Origin of the sequence: Actinomadura opuntiae, assembly GCF_030283205.1 — a bacterium.
In the GTDB taxonomy this organism is placed as follows: domain Bacteria; phylum Actinomycetota; class Actinomycetes; order Streptosporangiales; family Streptosporangiaceae; genus Spirillospora.
In genome coordinates, this window is the sequence record NZ_JASNWF010000004.1 from 259467 (window position 1) to 273491 (window position 14025).

Genomic DNA, 14025 nt, shown 5'->3' on the forward strand with positions numbered 1-14025 from the left:
GCGCGGGACGGCGGTCCCGGGGCGCGCGACGGTGGCCGGGGCGCGTCGCGGACGCCGGTTCCGGCGCCGGTGCGGGGCGTCCGCCGGCGGTTGCGTCGCCGCCGGCGTCCGCGAGGGGCGACTCGCGGGGGGCGGTTCGCGGGGGGCGACTCGCGGGGGCCGTCGTCTGCGGCCGTGGATCAGCCGGCGGCCGCCGGGCTGCCCGGCGGCGGGTCCGTGGGCGTGTCCGGGTCGGTCGGCTTCGGGGAGGTGGTCGGGGTCGGGTCGGGGCTCTCGGTGGTGTGCGTCGGCCCCGGGTCGTCCGGGGTCGAGGGCGTCACCGACGGCGAGTCGGTCGGGGCCGGGCTGTCGGTCGCCGTCTCGCCCGTCGTAGGCGAGGAGGTGTAGGACGGCTCGGTCGCCTCCTGGGTGGGAGCGGACGTGGTCGGCACCGACAGGCTGGGCGCCGTGTCGGACGGCTGCGGCGCCCGGCTGGGGTCGCCGACCTTCTCCCCCGCCTTGCCCTTGTGGCCCGAGCCCAGCGCGAGCACCGCGGAGACCACGACGATCGCCACGAACAGCGCGGCGGCGCCGGCCAGCATGGCCGACCGGCTGGAGCCCGCGAACGAGCGGCGCAGCGCGGCGATGCCTCCGCCGCCGGCCGCGGGGGCACGGTCGGGCGGCAGGGTGTCGGCCGTGTTCTCGGCGGCCCACTCCGCGGGCGTCGGCAGCCGTCCGGGCTCGGTACCGGACGGGTCGAACGGCTCCGGCTCGTGGGCGGCCTGCTCGTAGGCGGCCTGCTCGTAGGCGGCGGATTCGTAGGCGTCCGGCTCGTAGGCGTCCGGCTCGTAGGCGTCGGCCGGCCGCGCGGGCGGGAAGTCGTCGTCGGCGAGCTCGGCGGCCAGCACCGAGCCGGCCTCGAGCATCGCGGTCTCGTCGGTGTTGCTCGCCGGAGCCGCCACGACGGGCGCCTCCTCGTGCCCGAGCAGCCGCATCAGCACCTGGCGGGCCGGCGGGCGCCGCGCCGGGTCCTTCGCCAGGCAGTCGACCACCAGAGCGTGCAGCGGGCCGCTCATGTCGCCGAGGTCCGGCTCCTCGTGCAGGATCCGGTTGATCACGGCGGGGATGGTGTCCTGGCCGAACGGCGGCTCCCCGGTCGCCGCGAACACCAGCGTGGCCGCCCAGCAGAACACGTCCGCCGCGGTGCCCACGTCGTCGCCGCTGATCTGCTCGGGAGCCATGTACGAGGGGGTGCCGATCACGCGGCTGGTCAGCGTCGTGCTGCCACTGATCGCCCGGGCCACGCCGAAGTCGATCACGCGCGGGCCGTCCGGGCCGATCAGCACGTTGTGCGGCTTGAAGTCGCGGTGGATGATCTCGGCCTGGTGGATCGCGGACAGCGCGGTCGCGGTGCCCACCGCGAGCCGGTCCAGCGCGGCGCCGCGCACCGGCCCGTCCTGCGTGACCAGCTGGTTCAGCGACGGGCCCGGCACGTACTCGCTGACGATGTAGGGGCGGTCGCCGTCGACGTCGGCGTCCAGCACCTGCGCGGTGCAGAACGGCGCGACCCGCTTGGCCACCTCCAGCTCGCGCAGGAAGCGCGCGCGGGCCTTGTCGTCGGAGGTCAGCTCGGAGTGCAGCAGCTTGATGGCGACCTGCCGGCCGTCCTCGTCGGCGCCGAGGAACACCGCGCCCTGCCCGCCCTCGCCCACCCGGCCGACCAGGGCGTAGCGGCCAAGCCGCTCCGGGTCCCCGGACCGCAGCGCCCCAACCTCCATGCGTGGAACCGTCCCTCTCTCGTCGACGGGCCGAACGGACCACGGGCCGAATTCTCGCAGACCAGCGCTCCGACAGTGGGACGCGCGAGGTCGTTGGGAAGTTCACCCGGCCATGCGACCTTACGGCGCGATCTGACCCGCTGCTTCCGATCGGACGCATTTGGGCCGAGCGACCACCTTAATGCCCCCGCGCCCCGGGCGACACCTGGTCACCACGGTCCGCGGGGACGTTCCGGGCGCGCCGCCGTCAGGGCGTGAAGTGCGTGAGGACTTCGGGGTTGGCCATCGCGCCGCGGTTGGCCGCCTCGTCCACCGGAGTGCCCTGGAGGATCTTGCGGACGGGGACCTCCAGCTTCTTGCCCGACAGCGTGCGCGGGATGCCGGGCACGGCGGTGATCTCGTCCGGGACGTGCCGCGGCGACAGCGCCGAGCGGATCTCGCGCTTCAGCCGGGCCGCCAGGTCTTCGGTCAGCTCCGCGCCCTCGGCGAGCTGCACGTACAGCAGCAGGCGGCCCTCTTGCCCGAGCCGTCCGGTGTCGATGACGAGGCTGTCGGTGATCTCGTCGAAGGCCTCGACGACCCGGTAGAAGTCGGACGTTCCCATCCGGACGCCGCCGCGGTTGAGGGTGGAGTCGGACCGTCCGTAGATGACGCAGCCGCCGTCCGGCAGGATCTTGATCCAGTCGCCGTGCCGCCACACGCCCGGGTACATGTCGAAGTAGGACTCGCGGTAGCGGTCGCCGCTGTCGTCGCTCCAGAAGAACACCGGCATGGACGGCATCGGCTCGGTGATGACCAGCTCGCCGACCTCGTTCTCGACCGGCTTGCCGTCGTCTCCGTAGGCCTCGACCTTCGCGCCCAGCCCGCGGCACTGGATGACGCCCGCGCGCAGCGGCAACAGCGGCGACGGCCCGACGAACCCGGTGCACAGGTCGGTGCCACCGGAGAACGACCCGAGCAGGAGGTTCTTGCCGACCTCCTCGTACACCCACGCGAATCCTTCGGGCGGTAGCGGCGAGCCGGTGGAACCGATGCCGCGCAGTGCCGACAGGTCGAATTCGCGTCCGGGGTGACGGCCGTCCTTGGCTGACGCGGTGATGTAGGGCGCGCCCACGCCCATGTAGGTGACACCGTTGTCGGCGGCGAGCTTCCATAGGTCGAGCGGCGCGCCGTCGTACATGACGATGGTGGACCCCACCAGAAGGCCGCCGATGAGGTAGTTCCACATCATCCAGCCGGTGGTGGTGAACCAGAAGAACACATCGCCCTGGCCGACGTCCTGATGGAACGACAGGGCCTTCAGGTGCTCCAGCACCACTCCGCCGTGCCCGTGCACGATCGGCTTGGGCAGGCCCGTAGTACCCGACGAGTAGACCACCCACAGCGGGTGGTCGAACGGGACGTCCTCGAACTCGATGGTGTCGTGGTCGCCGCGCGGAAGGTCGCCGTAGTGCATGCCGACGCGCAGGCCGTCCGGCGTGGCGGCCGGGTCGAGGTAGGGGATCAGCACCGTCGCGGCCAGCGTCGGAAGCGCGGCCTCGATCTCGCCGACGATCTCCCGCCGGTCGAACGTCCTGCCGTTGTAGGCGTACCCGTCCACCGCGATCAGGACCTTCGGCTCGATCTGCGCGAACCGGTCAATCACCGAGGAGGACCCGAAGTCCGGCGAGCACGACGACCAGACGGCGCCCAGCGACGCGGTCGCGAGGAAGCAGACCAGCGCCTCGGGGATGTTCGGGATGTAGGCCACGACCCGGTCGCCCTTGCCGACGCCCAGGTCGGCCAGGCCCGCCCGCACCTCCGCGACGTGCAGGAACAGCTCGCGGTAGGACAGCACCCGGTGCCCGCCGGCCTCCGACCGGAACACCACCGCCGTCTCGTCCGGGGTGTCCTGGGCGCGGCGCAGCGCGTTCGCGGCGTAGTTCAGGGTCGCGCCGGGGAACCAGCGCAGGCCGTCGACCGGCATGGGGCCGCCCTCGCGGACCGGGCCGTCGCCGCGCTCCCCCACCACGCCGAAGTACGACCAGATCGCGTCCCAGAACGCGTCCACCTCGGTGACGGACCAGCGCCACAGGTCGTCATAGGACTCGGCGCGCACGCCCCGGTCCCACAGCCAGTGGATGAAGCGGGTCACCCGCGCGTTCGCGACGACCTCCTCCGACGGCTCCCACAGCGCCGCTCCCTCGGAGACCTCGTGATCACGCGACATCGCTCTCCCTCCCCGCCGCACCCCGATGCGCGACCCTCCCAATATCGGCCTCACCGCCCGGCCCGCGCAACTTCCGCCGATCTTGCGCGCGCTGCCCGGCCGCCGCCGTCCCATCGCAGGTCACAGGCGTTCGGCGGGCAATCCGCAGCCCCCACACATCGAGCCGCCCGGCCATCCTCGCCGCCCACACCCCCCGAGGTTTTCCACAGAACGCGATTCCACTTCCCACGCCCCCACCACCACCCGAAAACTGAACCCACCACAGAAAGGAGCCACCGACCATGGCACGCCACACCATGAGCCGCACACGGCCCACACGACAGGCGTGGTCGGGGTGGCGTGGCACGCTGTGCCGGGTTCTCGGGGCGGGGGTCAGAGGCGGGTCAGCTCCGCAACGGCGCTCACCACGTCCTCGGTGTCGGCGAGGGTCGCGAGGACGCGGTCCGCGCCCGCCGAGCGCAGCTCCGCCTCGGTGGCGCTGCCGGTGGCGACGGCGATGATCGGCGAGCCCGCGATGTGGGCGGCCTGCACGTCACGGGGCGAATCGGCGATGTAGACGGTGGCCGACTCGGGGTAGCGGGCACCGTGCCGCTCGCCCGCACGGGCGCGGGCGAGCTCCAGCAGCGCGGCCTTGCTGTAGACGCCGTCCTCGTAGCCGCCGGCGCCGAGGTCGAGACGGTCGGCGAGGCCCAGCTCGGTCACCTTGAGCACGGCGTTCGGCCGGATCGACCCGGTGAGCACCGACTGCACGACTCCCGGCACGTGGGCCAGGGCCTCGACGGCCTCGCGGGCCCCGGCCAGCACGCGGCCGTGCGTCCGCAGATCGGCACGGCGGTTCGCGAACGCCTCGGTGAGCGCGGAAACGAAGGGGGGCAGATGGTCGTCGGTGGTGACGACGTCGTTGAAAGCCAGCGTCTCGAAGATGATCTCCGACTCGGTGCGCCCGGGGGTGGGGGCGAGCCGCACGAGCGGCCGCCCGACGGTCCGCTGGAACGCCTCCGCGTACGCCTCCCGGGTGACCCGCCCGACGTCGACCAGCGTGTGATCGATGTTCCACAGCACCAGACGGTTCAACGTCGACATCCCGTTCCCATGCACCGCTCGGAAGGCGTCGGCGAGCGCCCTCCGGGCGCCGCCCGGCCCCGCCGTCCGGCGGGGCGGACTAATCGTCGAGCCTCCCGCCCACCCACCGCAACCGCGCCCGCACCGGGCCGACGGCGGGGTGGGGTCAGGCGCCCATGTGGGGGTAGCGGTGGTCGGTCGGCGGGACGAAGGTCTCCTTGATGGCGCGGACGTTCGTCCAGCGGATGAGGTTGAACACCGAGCCGGCCTTGTCGTTGGTGCCGGACGCGCGGGCGCCGCCGAAGGGCTGCTGGCTGACCGCGGCGCCGGTCGGCTTGTCGTTGATGTAGAAGTTGCCCGCGGCGAAGCGGAGGGTCTCGGTCGCGGACGCGATGGCGGCGCGGTCGCGCGCGACGATCGCGCCGGTCAGCCCGTACTCGGAGACGCTCTCCAACTGCGTGAGGACGGAGTCGTAGTCATGGTCGTCGTAGACGTGGACGCCGAGGATCGGACCGAAGTACTCGGTGGTGAAGATCTCGTCGGTCGGGTCCGACGACTCCAGCACCGTGGGCCGGACGAAGTAGCCCACCGAGTCGTCCAGCTCGCCGCCGACGAGCATCCGCATGCTGTCGATGCCGCGCGCGCGTTCGATCGCGCGGCGGTGCTTGGCGAAGGCGCGGTCGTCGATCACGGCGCCCATGAAGGCCGACAGGTCGTCCGCCACGTTGCCCATGGTGAGGCCCTCGACCTCCGCGCAGAAGTCGTCGCGCATGCCGTCCCAGATGGAACGCGGGATGTAGGCGCGGGACGCCGCCGAGCACTTCTGCCCCTGGTACTCGAACGCGCCGCGCACCAGCACGGTCTTCAGCACCGCCGGATCCGCGGAAGGGTGGGCCACCACGAAGTCCTTGCCGCCGGTCTCGCCGACGATGCGCGGGTAGCCCCGGTACCGGGCGATGTTCTCCCCGATCGTCCGCCACAGCGCTTGGAACGTGGGCGGCGAGCCGGTGAAGTGCAGTCCCGCCAGCTCCGGACTGGCCAGCGCGACGTTCGAAACGGCCTGCCCGTCCCCGGTGACCAGGTTGATGACACCGGGCGGCAGCCCGGCCGCCTCCAACAGCCGCATCGTGTGGTGCGCGGCGAGCTGCTGCGTCGGCGACGGCTTCCAGACCACGACGTTGCCCATCAATGCAGGCGAGGTCGGCAGGTTCCCGGCGATCGCGCTGAAGTTGAACGGGGTGATGGCGAGGACGAATCCTTCCAGCGGCCGGTATTCCATCCGGTTCCACACGCCCGGCGAGGAGTTCGGCTGCATCTCGCGGATCTGCCGCGCGTACGCGACGTTGAACCGCAGGAAGTCGATCAGCTCGCACGCAGAGTCGATCTCCGCCTGCTGGACGGACTTGGACTGGCCGAGGATCGTCGCCGCGTTCAACGTGGAGCGCCACGGCCCCGCCAGCAGCTCGGCGGCCCGCAGGAAGATCGCGGCCCGGTCGTCCGGTGCCATCGCCCGCCAGCCCGGCGCGGCCTCCCGCGCCGCCGCGATCGCCTCCGCGACGTCCGCGTCGACGGCGTTGCCCATCCGCCCCAGAACATGACCGTGGTTGTGGGGCTCCACCACGTCGATCGGCGCGCCGACCCCCATCCGCCGCTCGCCGCCGATCGTCATCGTCAGCTCGGTCTCCGCGCCGCCGAGCTCCTTGATCTTCGCCTCCAGCGCCGCCCGCTCGGCGCTCCCCGGCGCATACCCCTTGACCGGCTCGTTCACCGGTACCGGCACATTGGTGACGGCGTCCATCTGTCCGCTCCCGCAAGCTCGACGGCCCTGTCGACATGCCGAGCCCTACCCACCCCCACCCGACGAATACCCGCCGCCCTCCACCCCGCTCACCCAGCGAACGAGAAGCGCCGCAAAGAGCCACCGAACACACAAAAGAGCCCCGGACCGTCGGGGGGCCGGGGCTCAGCGAAAGGTCGTTATAGCCGTTTCAGGACGGCCAGCAGCACCCGCAGCTCGGCACGGCCGACATCGAGGTGCCCGCCCTCCGGGTCCTTGCTGTCGCGGACGCCGACGACCGCACCGAGGTCAGCCAGCTCAACGCAGTTGCCGCCGTTGCCAGAGCTGAGCGACGACTTCCGCCAGATCGCCTTACTCACATCCATGTCGCCTCCCACGACGCGTCGCGTCAGGTACGTCGACTGATTCCGTCCTTGAGGACCGCCACGAAGGCCGCGAACTCATCACGCCCCACGACCAGCTTCGGGCCGTCCGGATCCTTCGAGTCACGGACGGCGACGGCACCCGAGGCGGACGCCAGCTCAACGCACTCGCCTCCGGTCGAAGTCGAGCGGGTGGCCTTGCGCCACTTCGCCTTCCTCGTATTCATGCTCTTCTCCCACGATGCCGCGGGGCAGTTCCGCAGACTGCGTCAGTGTTTGAGGGACGTCACCAGGACCGCGAACTCGTCACGCCTGACGACCAGCATCGGTCCGTGCGGGTCCTTCGAGTCACGGACGGCGACGACACCGGGAGCCGACGCCAGCTCGATGCACTCGCCCCCTGTGCCTCCGCTGTAGCTGCTCTTCTGCCAAGTGGCCGTAGTCAGGTCCATCGTTCTGCCCGCACCTTTCGAATGACATCAAGCGACTGATCTAGCGGGAGGGCCAGGGCCCGAACTTCTCGGAGCGCACGGTGAAGGGCGCCAAGCTCGTCATACTCCTCGATTGTGAACCCGCGCGCGGGGCTCTCAAAGTATGCGACCTCCCGCCTGTCCTCCATAGTCGCGATCGTAAAGGAACTTACGTTCCCGAGGTGGTCGCCGCGCATCTTCACGATGTGCAGCGACACCCCGAGGGCTTTCGGCGCTTCGAGAAGGTGGTCGAACTGCTCCCGCATGACCTCCGGGTCGCCTACCTCCCGCAGCAGCACCCCCTCATCCACGAGAAACGTACAGCCGGGCGACGGCGGGCTCTTCCGGGTGAAGATGCCTTGCCTGGCCATGCGCTCCTCGACCTTCTCCTTGTCGCCGTACAGCAGCACTTCGGCGTAGCGGGGAGTCTGAAGCAGGCCGTGGACAAGTGAGAGGCTCCACGACGTCAGCTCATCGGCCGTCTCTTCGATGGGCAGCCACTCGTACCAGGTAGGGAAGGCGGCATCCTTGACCAGGTCTTCCCAGAGCGCGATCAGCTCGCCGTCCGCCTCGAGAATCTTGTCCATCTCCTTGGCGAACTCCAGCGTGCAGCGGGTCCGGCCGGTCTCGACCGCGCCGATGTATTGAGGGGTGACGCCCTCGCCGTCGCGCGCCCGCACGGCGAGGTTCTCCTGACTCCACCCCTTGGCCTCGCGGAACCTGCGGAACCTGCGTCCGAACGCGATCAGGCTCGGACTGACCTTCGCTCTCGACCGTCGTGGGGCCATGACGTCATGGTCTCTCAACCCTGACTCAACCGGCCACCAACTTGAGAAGTCCAGTCAGGAGAACTTGTCGTGCAACCACCTGCGCTTCGTGACGCTACGCGTTCACCCGGTGGCTGAATAGATGGCGATCAGCCGGACAACGTTCCAAAGGCGCACCGATGACTTCAGCAGCAGTACCCGAGACCCCGACGATCGTGCTCGACCCCACCGACGAAGCGCCCCGGCTCGCTCGCGAGTTCCTGGCCAAGTGCTTCGCCGAGTGGGGCATCCCCGACGACTACCTGGGCCGGCTCATCGTCTGCGAGCTGGTCACGAACGCCTACCGGCACGGTGAAGGGCCCATCGTCGTGCGGCTCCCGCGTGACCACGACGGGCAGCCCGTGATCGAAGTGTGGGACTCGGGCGAGGGCCGTCCGGTGGTGAAGCCGCAGAACTATGCCGCCATCTCTGGCCGGGGCCTTCAGCTCATCGCCGAGTTCGTCCGGGACTGCTGGGGCGTCCGTCCCCTGAGTGAGGGCGGCAAGGCCGTTTGGGCGAAGCTGCCCACCTCCTGACCTCGCGAGGCCCGGCGGCGTGGTCGGGTTCTCGCTTCCGAACGGGGCTGATCGCTTCCCACGGTCACGCTCCGAGCCCCGTCCTTCCTGCTGCTTCCCCCGGAGCGGAGGGGCGGGGGCTCTTCGTTGAGGAGATGCGCGATGAACGAATCCGTGACGCTGCTGCTCCTGCGGCATCTGTTTCCGCACTGGTCGATCACGCTGGACGGCGACGTCTGGCGGGCCAGTGGACGGATGCTGATCTCTTCGAGCCACCTGGAGGGGCTGCTCGATCTGCTCCATGTGGCCGATCCCGCCGCTGTGGAGCGCGCGGCCGGGCTATTGGAGGAGGCGTGATCCGATGGGTGGGGCGCCAGCGCGTCCCGTGGCGTGGCGGCGGCGTGTTCCGCGTCGCAGCGGGTGATGTGCCGACGCGGCGGGTGGGTGGGACGCGCAGGGGTGGCTGGGGGGCGGGTCAGAGGAGGTGTTGGAGTTCTTGGGTGGCGTACCAGAGGAGTTCGTGGCCTTCGGCGCCGTCGACGGTGAAGAGGGCGTCGTCGTCGCCGGCTTCGGCGGCGGGGAGGGCCTCGACGGCGGCGGTGACGTCGGGGACGGCGGCGGGGTCGTCGACGTGGCCGGAGGCCAGGCGCTTCCACGGGACGGGCGCGGTGATCTCGACGAGGGAGCGGTCGTCGCCGTCGAGGGAGGCGTCGCCGCGGGACCAGGAGACCGACTGGTCGGGGATCTCGGCGGCGAGGACGACGCGGCGGCGGGGCGCGGACGGGTCGGCGGCGAGCAGGCGCAGCGAGGCGCGGGCGGCCGCGGTCAGCGCGGCGTACTCCAGTTCCTCGAGGTCGCCGTCCGCGTACCACTCGCGCAGCGCGGGCGTGACCGCGTGCCCGGGCAGGGGCGCGGGACCGGCCTCGCGGGCGGCGTGGACGGCGGCGAGGAGGGTGAGCGTGGACGGCAGGTAGACGCGCATGACGGTTGGTCAGTCTGTCACGGGAGGAGGCCCAGCCCGCGCAGTTCGGCGATCGTGGCGTCGGCGGACGTGTGGTGGATGCCGCGGATGCCGAGCGCTTGGGCAGCGTGGACGTTGTGCTCGATGTCGTCGATGAAGACGCATTCGGCGGCGTCCAGGCCGAGCAGGTCGAGGGCGTGCCGGAAGATCCGCTCGTCCGGCTTGCGCAGGCCGACCTCGCAGGAGATGACGACGGCGTCGAAGAGGTCGGCGAACAGCTCGCGCGGGTAGTCGTTGCCCCAGGAGTTGGAGAGGAGGGCGGTGCGGGTGCCGTGGGCGCGGGCCGCGCGGAGCGCCTCGTACATCGGCTCGACCGGGGAGAACGCGCCGAACATGCGGGAGATCAGGCCCGCGGCGGCGACCGGGCCGCCGTCGACGGTGAGCAGTTCGGCGGCCAGGAGGCGCTCGAACTCCTCGGGGGCGAGCGAGCCGTCCTCCAGGCCGTGGATGGGGTTGGTGCCGGCACCGTCGTAGGCCTGCTTCACCCAGGCGCGCATCACCGTGCGGTAGCGGTCGGCGTCGATGCCGTCGGCGGCCAGCCAGGCGCCGACGGCGTCGTTCAGCGGGGAGGTGAGGACGCCGCCCCAGTCGGTGATGACGGCTTTGACGGTCTTCGGCTGTTCTGCGGGCACGGGCCGATGGTAGGCGATCCCACCCGCATTGACCGAATCCCGTTCTGCCAGACTGGCCGGCATGGACTTCGAACTCAGCCCGAAGGCACTGGACTACCAGGAACGACTCCAGGAGTTCATGGACGAGCACGTCTACCCGGCGGAGCCGGTGTACACGGCCTGGCGCGCGGAGAACGACCCGCACGCGCTGCCGCCGGTCGTCCAGGAGCTGAAGGCGGAGGCGCGCGAGCGGGGCCTGTGGAACCTGTTCCTCCCGGACGTGTCCGGGCTGTCGAACCTGGAGTACGCGACGCTGGCGGAGCTGACCGGCCGCTCGCCCGACCTGGCGCCGGAGGCGGTCAACTGCGCCGCGCCGGACACCGGGAACATGGAGGTCCTCCACATGTTCGGGACCCCCGAGCAGAAGGAGCGGTGGCTGAAGCCGCTGCTGGACGGCGAGATCCGCAGCGCGTTCGCGATGACGGAGCCGGAGGTCGCCTCATCCGACGCCACCAACATCACCACCTCGATCGTCCGGGACGGCGACGAGTACGTGATCAACGGCCGCAAGTGGTTCATCACCGGCGCGGCCGACGAGCGCTGCAAGATCTTCATCGTCATGGGCAAGACCGACCCGGACGGCCCCGCGCACCGGCAGCAGTCGCAGATCCTCGTGCCGCGCGACGCGCCGGGCCTGACCGTCGTCCGGCACCTGCCGGTGTTCGGCTACCAGGACCAGCACGGCCACTCGGAGATCCTGTTCGAGGACGTCCGGGTGCCTGTGTCGAACCTGATCGCCGAGGAGGGCGACGGGTTCATGATCGCGCAGGCGCGGCTCGGGCCCGGGCGCATCCACCACTGCATGCGGGCGCTCGGCATGGCGGAGCGGGCGCTGGAGCTGATGTGCCGCCGCGCCGTGGACCGCGTCGCGTTCGGCGGGCCGCTGGCCAAGCAGGGCGTGGTGCGCCAGCAGATCGCCGAGTCGCGGATGGCGATCGAGCAGGCGCGGCTGCTCACCCTGAAGACCGCCTGGCTGATCGACAAGCACGGGTCCAAGGGCGCCCGGTCGGAGATCGCCGCGATCAAGGTGGTCGTGCCGCGGATCACCCACGAGGTGCTCGACCGGGCGATCCAGCTCCACGGCGGCGCCGGCGTGTCCGACGACACCCCGCTGGCCGCGATGTACGCCTGGGTCCGCGCCATGCGGATCTTCGACGGCCCGGACGAGGTGCACGTCCGCACCGTCGCCCGCCAGGAGCTCCGCCGCTACGAGCACTGACCCGCCCGGCGGGCGCGATACGGCCCCCGGGGCCGGTCGGGAGGCCGTGGTCATGCGGTCGGTGCGGGGAAGAACGCATGACCACGGATCCTCCGCGGGCCGGCGGGGGCCGCCGCCGGACTCGGGGACACGGGCTAAGCCCGTCGCGGCGCGCCTATGCGGATCTGAGGCGTTGCAGGGCCTCCCGGACGCCGCCGTCGGTCTCCTCGAGGACCATCGTGGCGCGCGCCGCCGGGACCTCGCCGAGCAGCGACACCAGCGCGACGCGGGTGTTGCCGCCCGCCTCGTTGAGGGCGTTCTCGCAGGTCCGGGCGTCCATGCCGGTGGCCTCGGTGAGGATGCGCACCAGCCGGGCGCGCAGCTTGGAGTTCAGCGCGTTCACGCTGACCATCAGGTTGGAGTAGGTGCGGCCCATCCTGATCATCAGGGTGGTGGAGAAGGAGTTGAGCACCAGCTTGGTCGCGGTGCCGGCCTTCATCCGGGTGGAGCCGCTGATCACCTCGGGTCCGGTGGCCAGGCCGATGTGCACCTCCACTTCCTCGCCGTAGGGCGTGTGCGGGTTGCAGCTGATCAGCGCGGTGCGGGCGCCGCCCGCGGTGGCGGCGCGCAGCGCGCCGATCACGTAGGGGGTGCGGCCGCTCGCGGCGATGCCGATGGCGATGTCGCCCGGCTGGACCTCGCGGGCGTCCCGCATGCCGAGCTCCATGTCGTCCTCGACGTCGGAGATCGCCTGGGACAGCGCGCCGGGCCCGCCGGCGTGGTGGGCGACGACGCGCCCCCAGATGCCGAACGTCGGCGGCAGCTCGGCGGCGTCGATGACCGCGAGCCGGCCGGACGTCCCGGCGCCGAAGTAGTGCACCCGGCCGCCCGCGCGCAGCGAGTCGACGGCGAGGTCGACCAGCCGGGCGACCTGCGGGAGCACGCCCGCCACCACCATCGGCACGGTGGCGTCCTCGGTGTTGATCAGGTGCAGCACCTCCAGGGTCGGCAGCGTGTCGACGTCGAGGGTGCGGGGGTTCCGGCCCTCGGTGGGGAGCTCGCAATCGATCACCGACGCCTCCGGTCGGGTCGTACGGTCCGGCCGCGGACCGCCTCGAACGTGGCTTCCAGGGCCTTGCGGGTCGGCCCGAAGGTGCGCTGCGCCACTCCGACGAAGACGCAGTCGACCACCGTGAGCTGCGCCAGCCGGCTGGCGGTGGCGCCGGAGCGGAAGGTCGTCTCCCGCGCCGCGGTCGTGAGGATCAGGTCGGCCACCTCCGCTATGGGGGATTTCGGGAAGTTGGTCAGTGCCACGGTCGTGGCGCCGTTGCTCTTGGCGACCTCCAGGGCGTCGATGGTCTCGACGGTCGCGCCGGTGTGCGAGATGCCGATCGCGACGCTGGTGGGGCCGAGCACCGCGGCGCTGGTGAGCATGATGTGCGCGTCGGCCCAGGCCGAGCAGAAGCGCCCGATGCGGTGCAGCTTCTGCTGGAAGTCCATCGCGACGAAGGCGCTGGCGCCGACGCCGTAGACGTCGACCCGGTCCGCGGCGACGACGGCGTCGACGACCTGCTCCAGCATCTTGATGTCGAGCTGGGAGGCGGTCTCCTCGACGGCCCTGGCATCGGCGAAGGTCACCTTCTCCACGATCTGCTCGAGTGAGTCGTCGGGGCTGATGTCGCTGCCGATGACCCGCCCGCCGCTGGCGCTCTGGGCCCGTCCCGCCTCGGTGGCGAGGGTCAGTCGGAGCTCTGGGTAACCATGGAACCCGATCGCGCGGCAGAACCTGATGACGGTGGTCTCGGAGGTGCCACAGGTCTGGGCGAGTTCGGTGATGGTGGAGTTGGCGACCCCTTCGGGGTCGTCGATGACGCGTTGAGCGACTCGTCGCTCGGCGGGGGGCAGCGAGGGCAGCAGCGAGCGGACCCGCACCACGGTGCTCAGCGGCGTCGCGTCCTTGCGCGCCGCCTCGTCCCGCGCTGCTCCGGGCTCCCCCGCGCTCCCCGGCTCGGGGCCGATGGGTTTCCTCATGGAAGAAAGTTTCTTACTGCCAGGATGTCACGTCAACGGTAGAAAAGGCTACGGTCGCCCTGTGTTGACCCATTTGGCCGGTCCTTACGTGGTCGGCATAGACGCGGGTGGCACGAAGACCCGCT

General features: G+C 71.2%; 15 protein-coding genes. 3 read left to right on the forward strand and 12 right to left on the reverse strand.

The window, feature by feature from the left end; genetic code table 11:
* Nucleotides 1-179: 179 nt before the first annotated feature.
* From QP089_RS10040 to QP089_RS10075, 8 genes are all read right to left on the reverse strand, one after another.
* Nucleotides 180-1757 (reverse strand): serine/threonine-protein kinase, encoded by a 1578-nt coding sequence (locus tag QP089_RS10040; RefSeq protein WP_285911153.1) that lies wholly within the window; start codon nucleotides 1755-1757, stop codon nucleotides 180-182.
* A gap of 247 nt (nucleotides 1758-2004) precedes the next feature.
* Nucleotides 2005-3966, reverse strand: a complete 1962-nt coding sequence (locus QP089_RS10045) for an acetoacetate--CoA ligase (protein ID WP_285911154.1) — start codon at nucleotides 3964-3966, stop codon at nucleotides 2005-2007.
* A 372-nt stretch (nucleotides 3967-4338) separates the two neighbouring features.
* Complete coding sequence (locus tag QP089_RS10050; protein WP_285911156.1) at nucleotides 4339-5049, reverse strand: HAD family hydrolase; 711 nt, start codon at nucleotides 5047-5049, stop codon at nucleotides 4339-4341.
* Nucleotides 5050-5194: 145 nt separating this feature from the next.
* A complete protein-coding gene (gene pruA, locus QP089_RS10055; RefSeq protein WP_285911158.1) occupies nucleotides 5195-6826 on the reverse strand; it encodes an L-glutamate gamma-semialdehyde dehydrogenase in 1632 nt (543 codons plus the stop codon).
* Nucleotides 6827-7005: 179 nt separating this feature from the next.
* On the reverse strand, nucleotides 7006-7191 hold the full coding sequence (locus QP089_RS10060; protein WP_285911160.1) for a DUF397 domain-containing protein: 186 nt from the start codon (nucleotides 7189-7191) through the stop codon (nucleotides 7006-7008).
* Between the two features lie 23 nt (nucleotides 7192-7214).
* On the reverse strand, nucleotides 7215-7415 hold the full coding sequence (locus tag QP089_RS10065; RefSeq protein ID WP_285911162.1) for a DUF397 domain-containing protein: 201 nt from the start codon (nucleotides 7413-7415) through the stop codon (nucleotides 7215-7217).
* 42 nt (nucleotides 7416-7457) lie between these two features.
* The gene (locus QP089_RS10070) at nucleotides 7458-7640 is read right to left on the reverse strand and encodes a DUF397 domain-containing protein (RefSeq protein ID WP_285911164.1); all 183 of its coding nucleotides are present in this window, start codon (nucleotides 7638-7640) and stop codon (nucleotides 7458-7460) included.
* Nucleotides 7631-8446 (reverse strand): helix-turn-helix domain-containing protein, encoded by an 816-nt coding sequence (locus QP089_RS10075; RefSeq protein ID WP_285911166.1) that lies wholly within the window; start codon nucleotides 8444-8446, stop codon nucleotides 7631-7633. The genes QP089_RS10070 and QP089_RS10075 overlap by 10 nt, the downstream gene beginning before the upstream one ends.
* A gap of 158 nt (nucleotides 8447-8604) precedes the next feature.
* Here QP089_RS10075 and QP089_RS10080 point away from each other — a divergent pair, with 158 nt between their 5' ends.
* Both QP089_RS10080 and QP089_RS10085 read left to right on the forward strand, forming a co-directional pair.
* Nucleotides 8605-9000, forward strand: coding sequence for an ATP-binding protein (locus QP089_RS10080; protein ID WP_285911168.1), 396 nt, complete (start codon nucleotides 8605-8607; stop codon nucleotides 8998-9000).
* 141 nt (nucleotides 9001-9141) lie between these two features.
* Nucleotides 9142-9336: a hypothetical protein gene (locus tag QP089_RS10085; protein WP_285911170.1), complete on the forward strand. Its 195-nt coding sequence runs from the start codon at nucleotides 9142-9144 to the stop codon at nucleotides 9334-9336.
* Nucleotides 9337-9454: 118 nt separating this feature from the next.
* On the opposite strand, the gene QP089_RS10090 is transcribed toward QP089_RS10085, so the two are convergent.
* Together QP089_RS10090 and QP089_RS10095 are read right to left on the reverse strand one after the other, a co-directional pair.
* On the reverse strand, nucleotides 9455-9961 hold the full coding sequence (locus QP089_RS10090) for a DUF6912 family protein (RefSeq protein ID WP_285911172.1): 507 nt from the start codon (nucleotides 9959-9961) through the stop codon (nucleotides 9455-9457).
* A 17-nt stretch (nucleotides 9962-9978) separates the two neighbouring features.
* Nucleotides 9979-10632, reverse strand: a complete 654-nt coding sequence (locus QP089_RS10095; protein ID WP_285911174.1) for an HAD family hydrolase — start codon at nucleotides 10630-10632, stop codon at nucleotides 9979-9981.
* A gap of 61 nt (nucleotides 10633-10693) precedes the next feature.
* On the opposite strand from QP089_RS10095, the gene QP089_RS10100 reads away from it, so the two are divergent.
* The gene (locus tag QP089_RS10100) at nucleotides 10694-11890 is read left to right on the forward strand and encodes an acyl-CoA dehydrogenase family protein (protein ID WP_285911175.1); all 1197 of its coding nucleotides are present in this window, start codon (nucleotides 10694-10696) and stop codon (nucleotides 11888-11890) included.
* 154 nt (nucleotides 11891-12044) lie between these two features.
* Here QP089_RS10100 and QP089_RS10105 read toward each other — a convergent pair whose 3' ends face one another.
* Entirely contained in the window at nucleotides 12045-12941 is an 897-nt protein-coding gene (locus QP089_RS10105; RefSeq protein ID WP_285911177.1) for an N-acetylmuramic acid 6-phosphate etherase, read from the reverse strand.
* Complete coding sequence (locus QP089_RS10110) at nucleotides 12938-13900, reverse strand: MurR/RpiR family transcriptional regulator (protein ID WP_285911179.1); 963 nt, start codon at nucleotides 13898-13900, stop codon at nucleotides 12938-12940. Before QP089_RS10110 ends, QP089_RS10105 begins: the two co-directional genes overlap by 4 nt.
* Nucleotides 13901-14025: the final 125 nt, after the last annotated feature.

What these genes read in the sequence shown, in the direction of transcription:
- QP089_RS10100 (WP_285911175.1), top strand. Translation starts at nt 10,694, where the DNA reads ATGGACTTCGAACTCAGCCCGAAGGCACTGGACTACCAGGAACGACTC.
- pruA (WP_285911158.1), bottom strand. Translation starts at nt 6,826, where the DNA reads ATGGACGCCGTCACCAATGTGCCGGTACCGGTGAACGAGCCGGTCAAG.
- QP089_RS10090 (WP_285911172.1), bottom strand. Translation starts at nt 9,961, where the DNA reads ATGCGCGTCTACCTGCCGTCCACGCTCACCCTCCTCGCCGCCGTCCAC.
- QP089_RS10050 (WP_285911156.1), bottom strand. Translation starts at nt 5,049, where the DNA reads ATGTCGACGTTGAACCGTCTGGTGCTGTGGAACATCGATCACACGCTG.
- QP089_RS10060 (WP_285911160.1), bottom strand. Translation starts at nt 7,191, where the DNA reads ATGGATGTGAGTAAGGCGATCTGGCGGAAGTCGTCGCTCAGCTCTGGC.
- QP089_RS10075 (WP_285911166.1), bottom strand. Translation starts at nt 8,446, where the DNA reads ATGGCCCCACGACGGTCGAGAGCGAAGGTCAGTCCGAGCCTGATCGCG.
- QP089_RS10085 (WP_285911170.1), top strand. Translation starts at nt 9,142, where the DNA reads ATGAACGAATCCGTGACGCTGCTGCTCCTGCGGCATCTGTTTCCGCAC.
- QP089_RS10070 (WP_285911164.1), bottom strand. Translation starts at nt 7,640, where the DNA reads ATGGACCTGACTACGGCCACTTGGCAGAAGAGCAGCTACAGCGGAGGC.
- QP089_RS10040 (WP_285911153.1), bottom strand. Translation starts at nt 1,757, where the DNA reads ATGGAGGTTGGGGCGCTGCGGTCCGGGGACCCGGAGCGGCTTGGCCGC.
- QP089_RS10080 (WP_285911168.1), top strand. Translation starts at nt 8,605, where the DNA reads ATGACTTCAGCAGCAGTACCCGAGACCCCGACGATCGTGCTCGACCCC.
- QP089_RS10065 (WP_285911162.1), bottom strand. Translation starts at nt 7,415, where the DNA reads ATGAATACGAGGAAGGCGAAGTGGCGCAAGGCCACCCGCTCGACTTCG.
- QP089_RS10110 (WP_285911179.1), bottom strand. Translation starts at nt 13,900, where the DNA reads ATGAGGAAACCCATCGGCCCCGAGCCGGGGAGCGCGGGGGAGCCCGGA.
- QP089_RS10045 (WP_285911154.1), bottom strand. Translation starts at nt 3,966, where the DNA reads ATGTCGCGTGATCACGAGGTCTCCGAGGGAGCGGCGCTGTGGGAGCCG.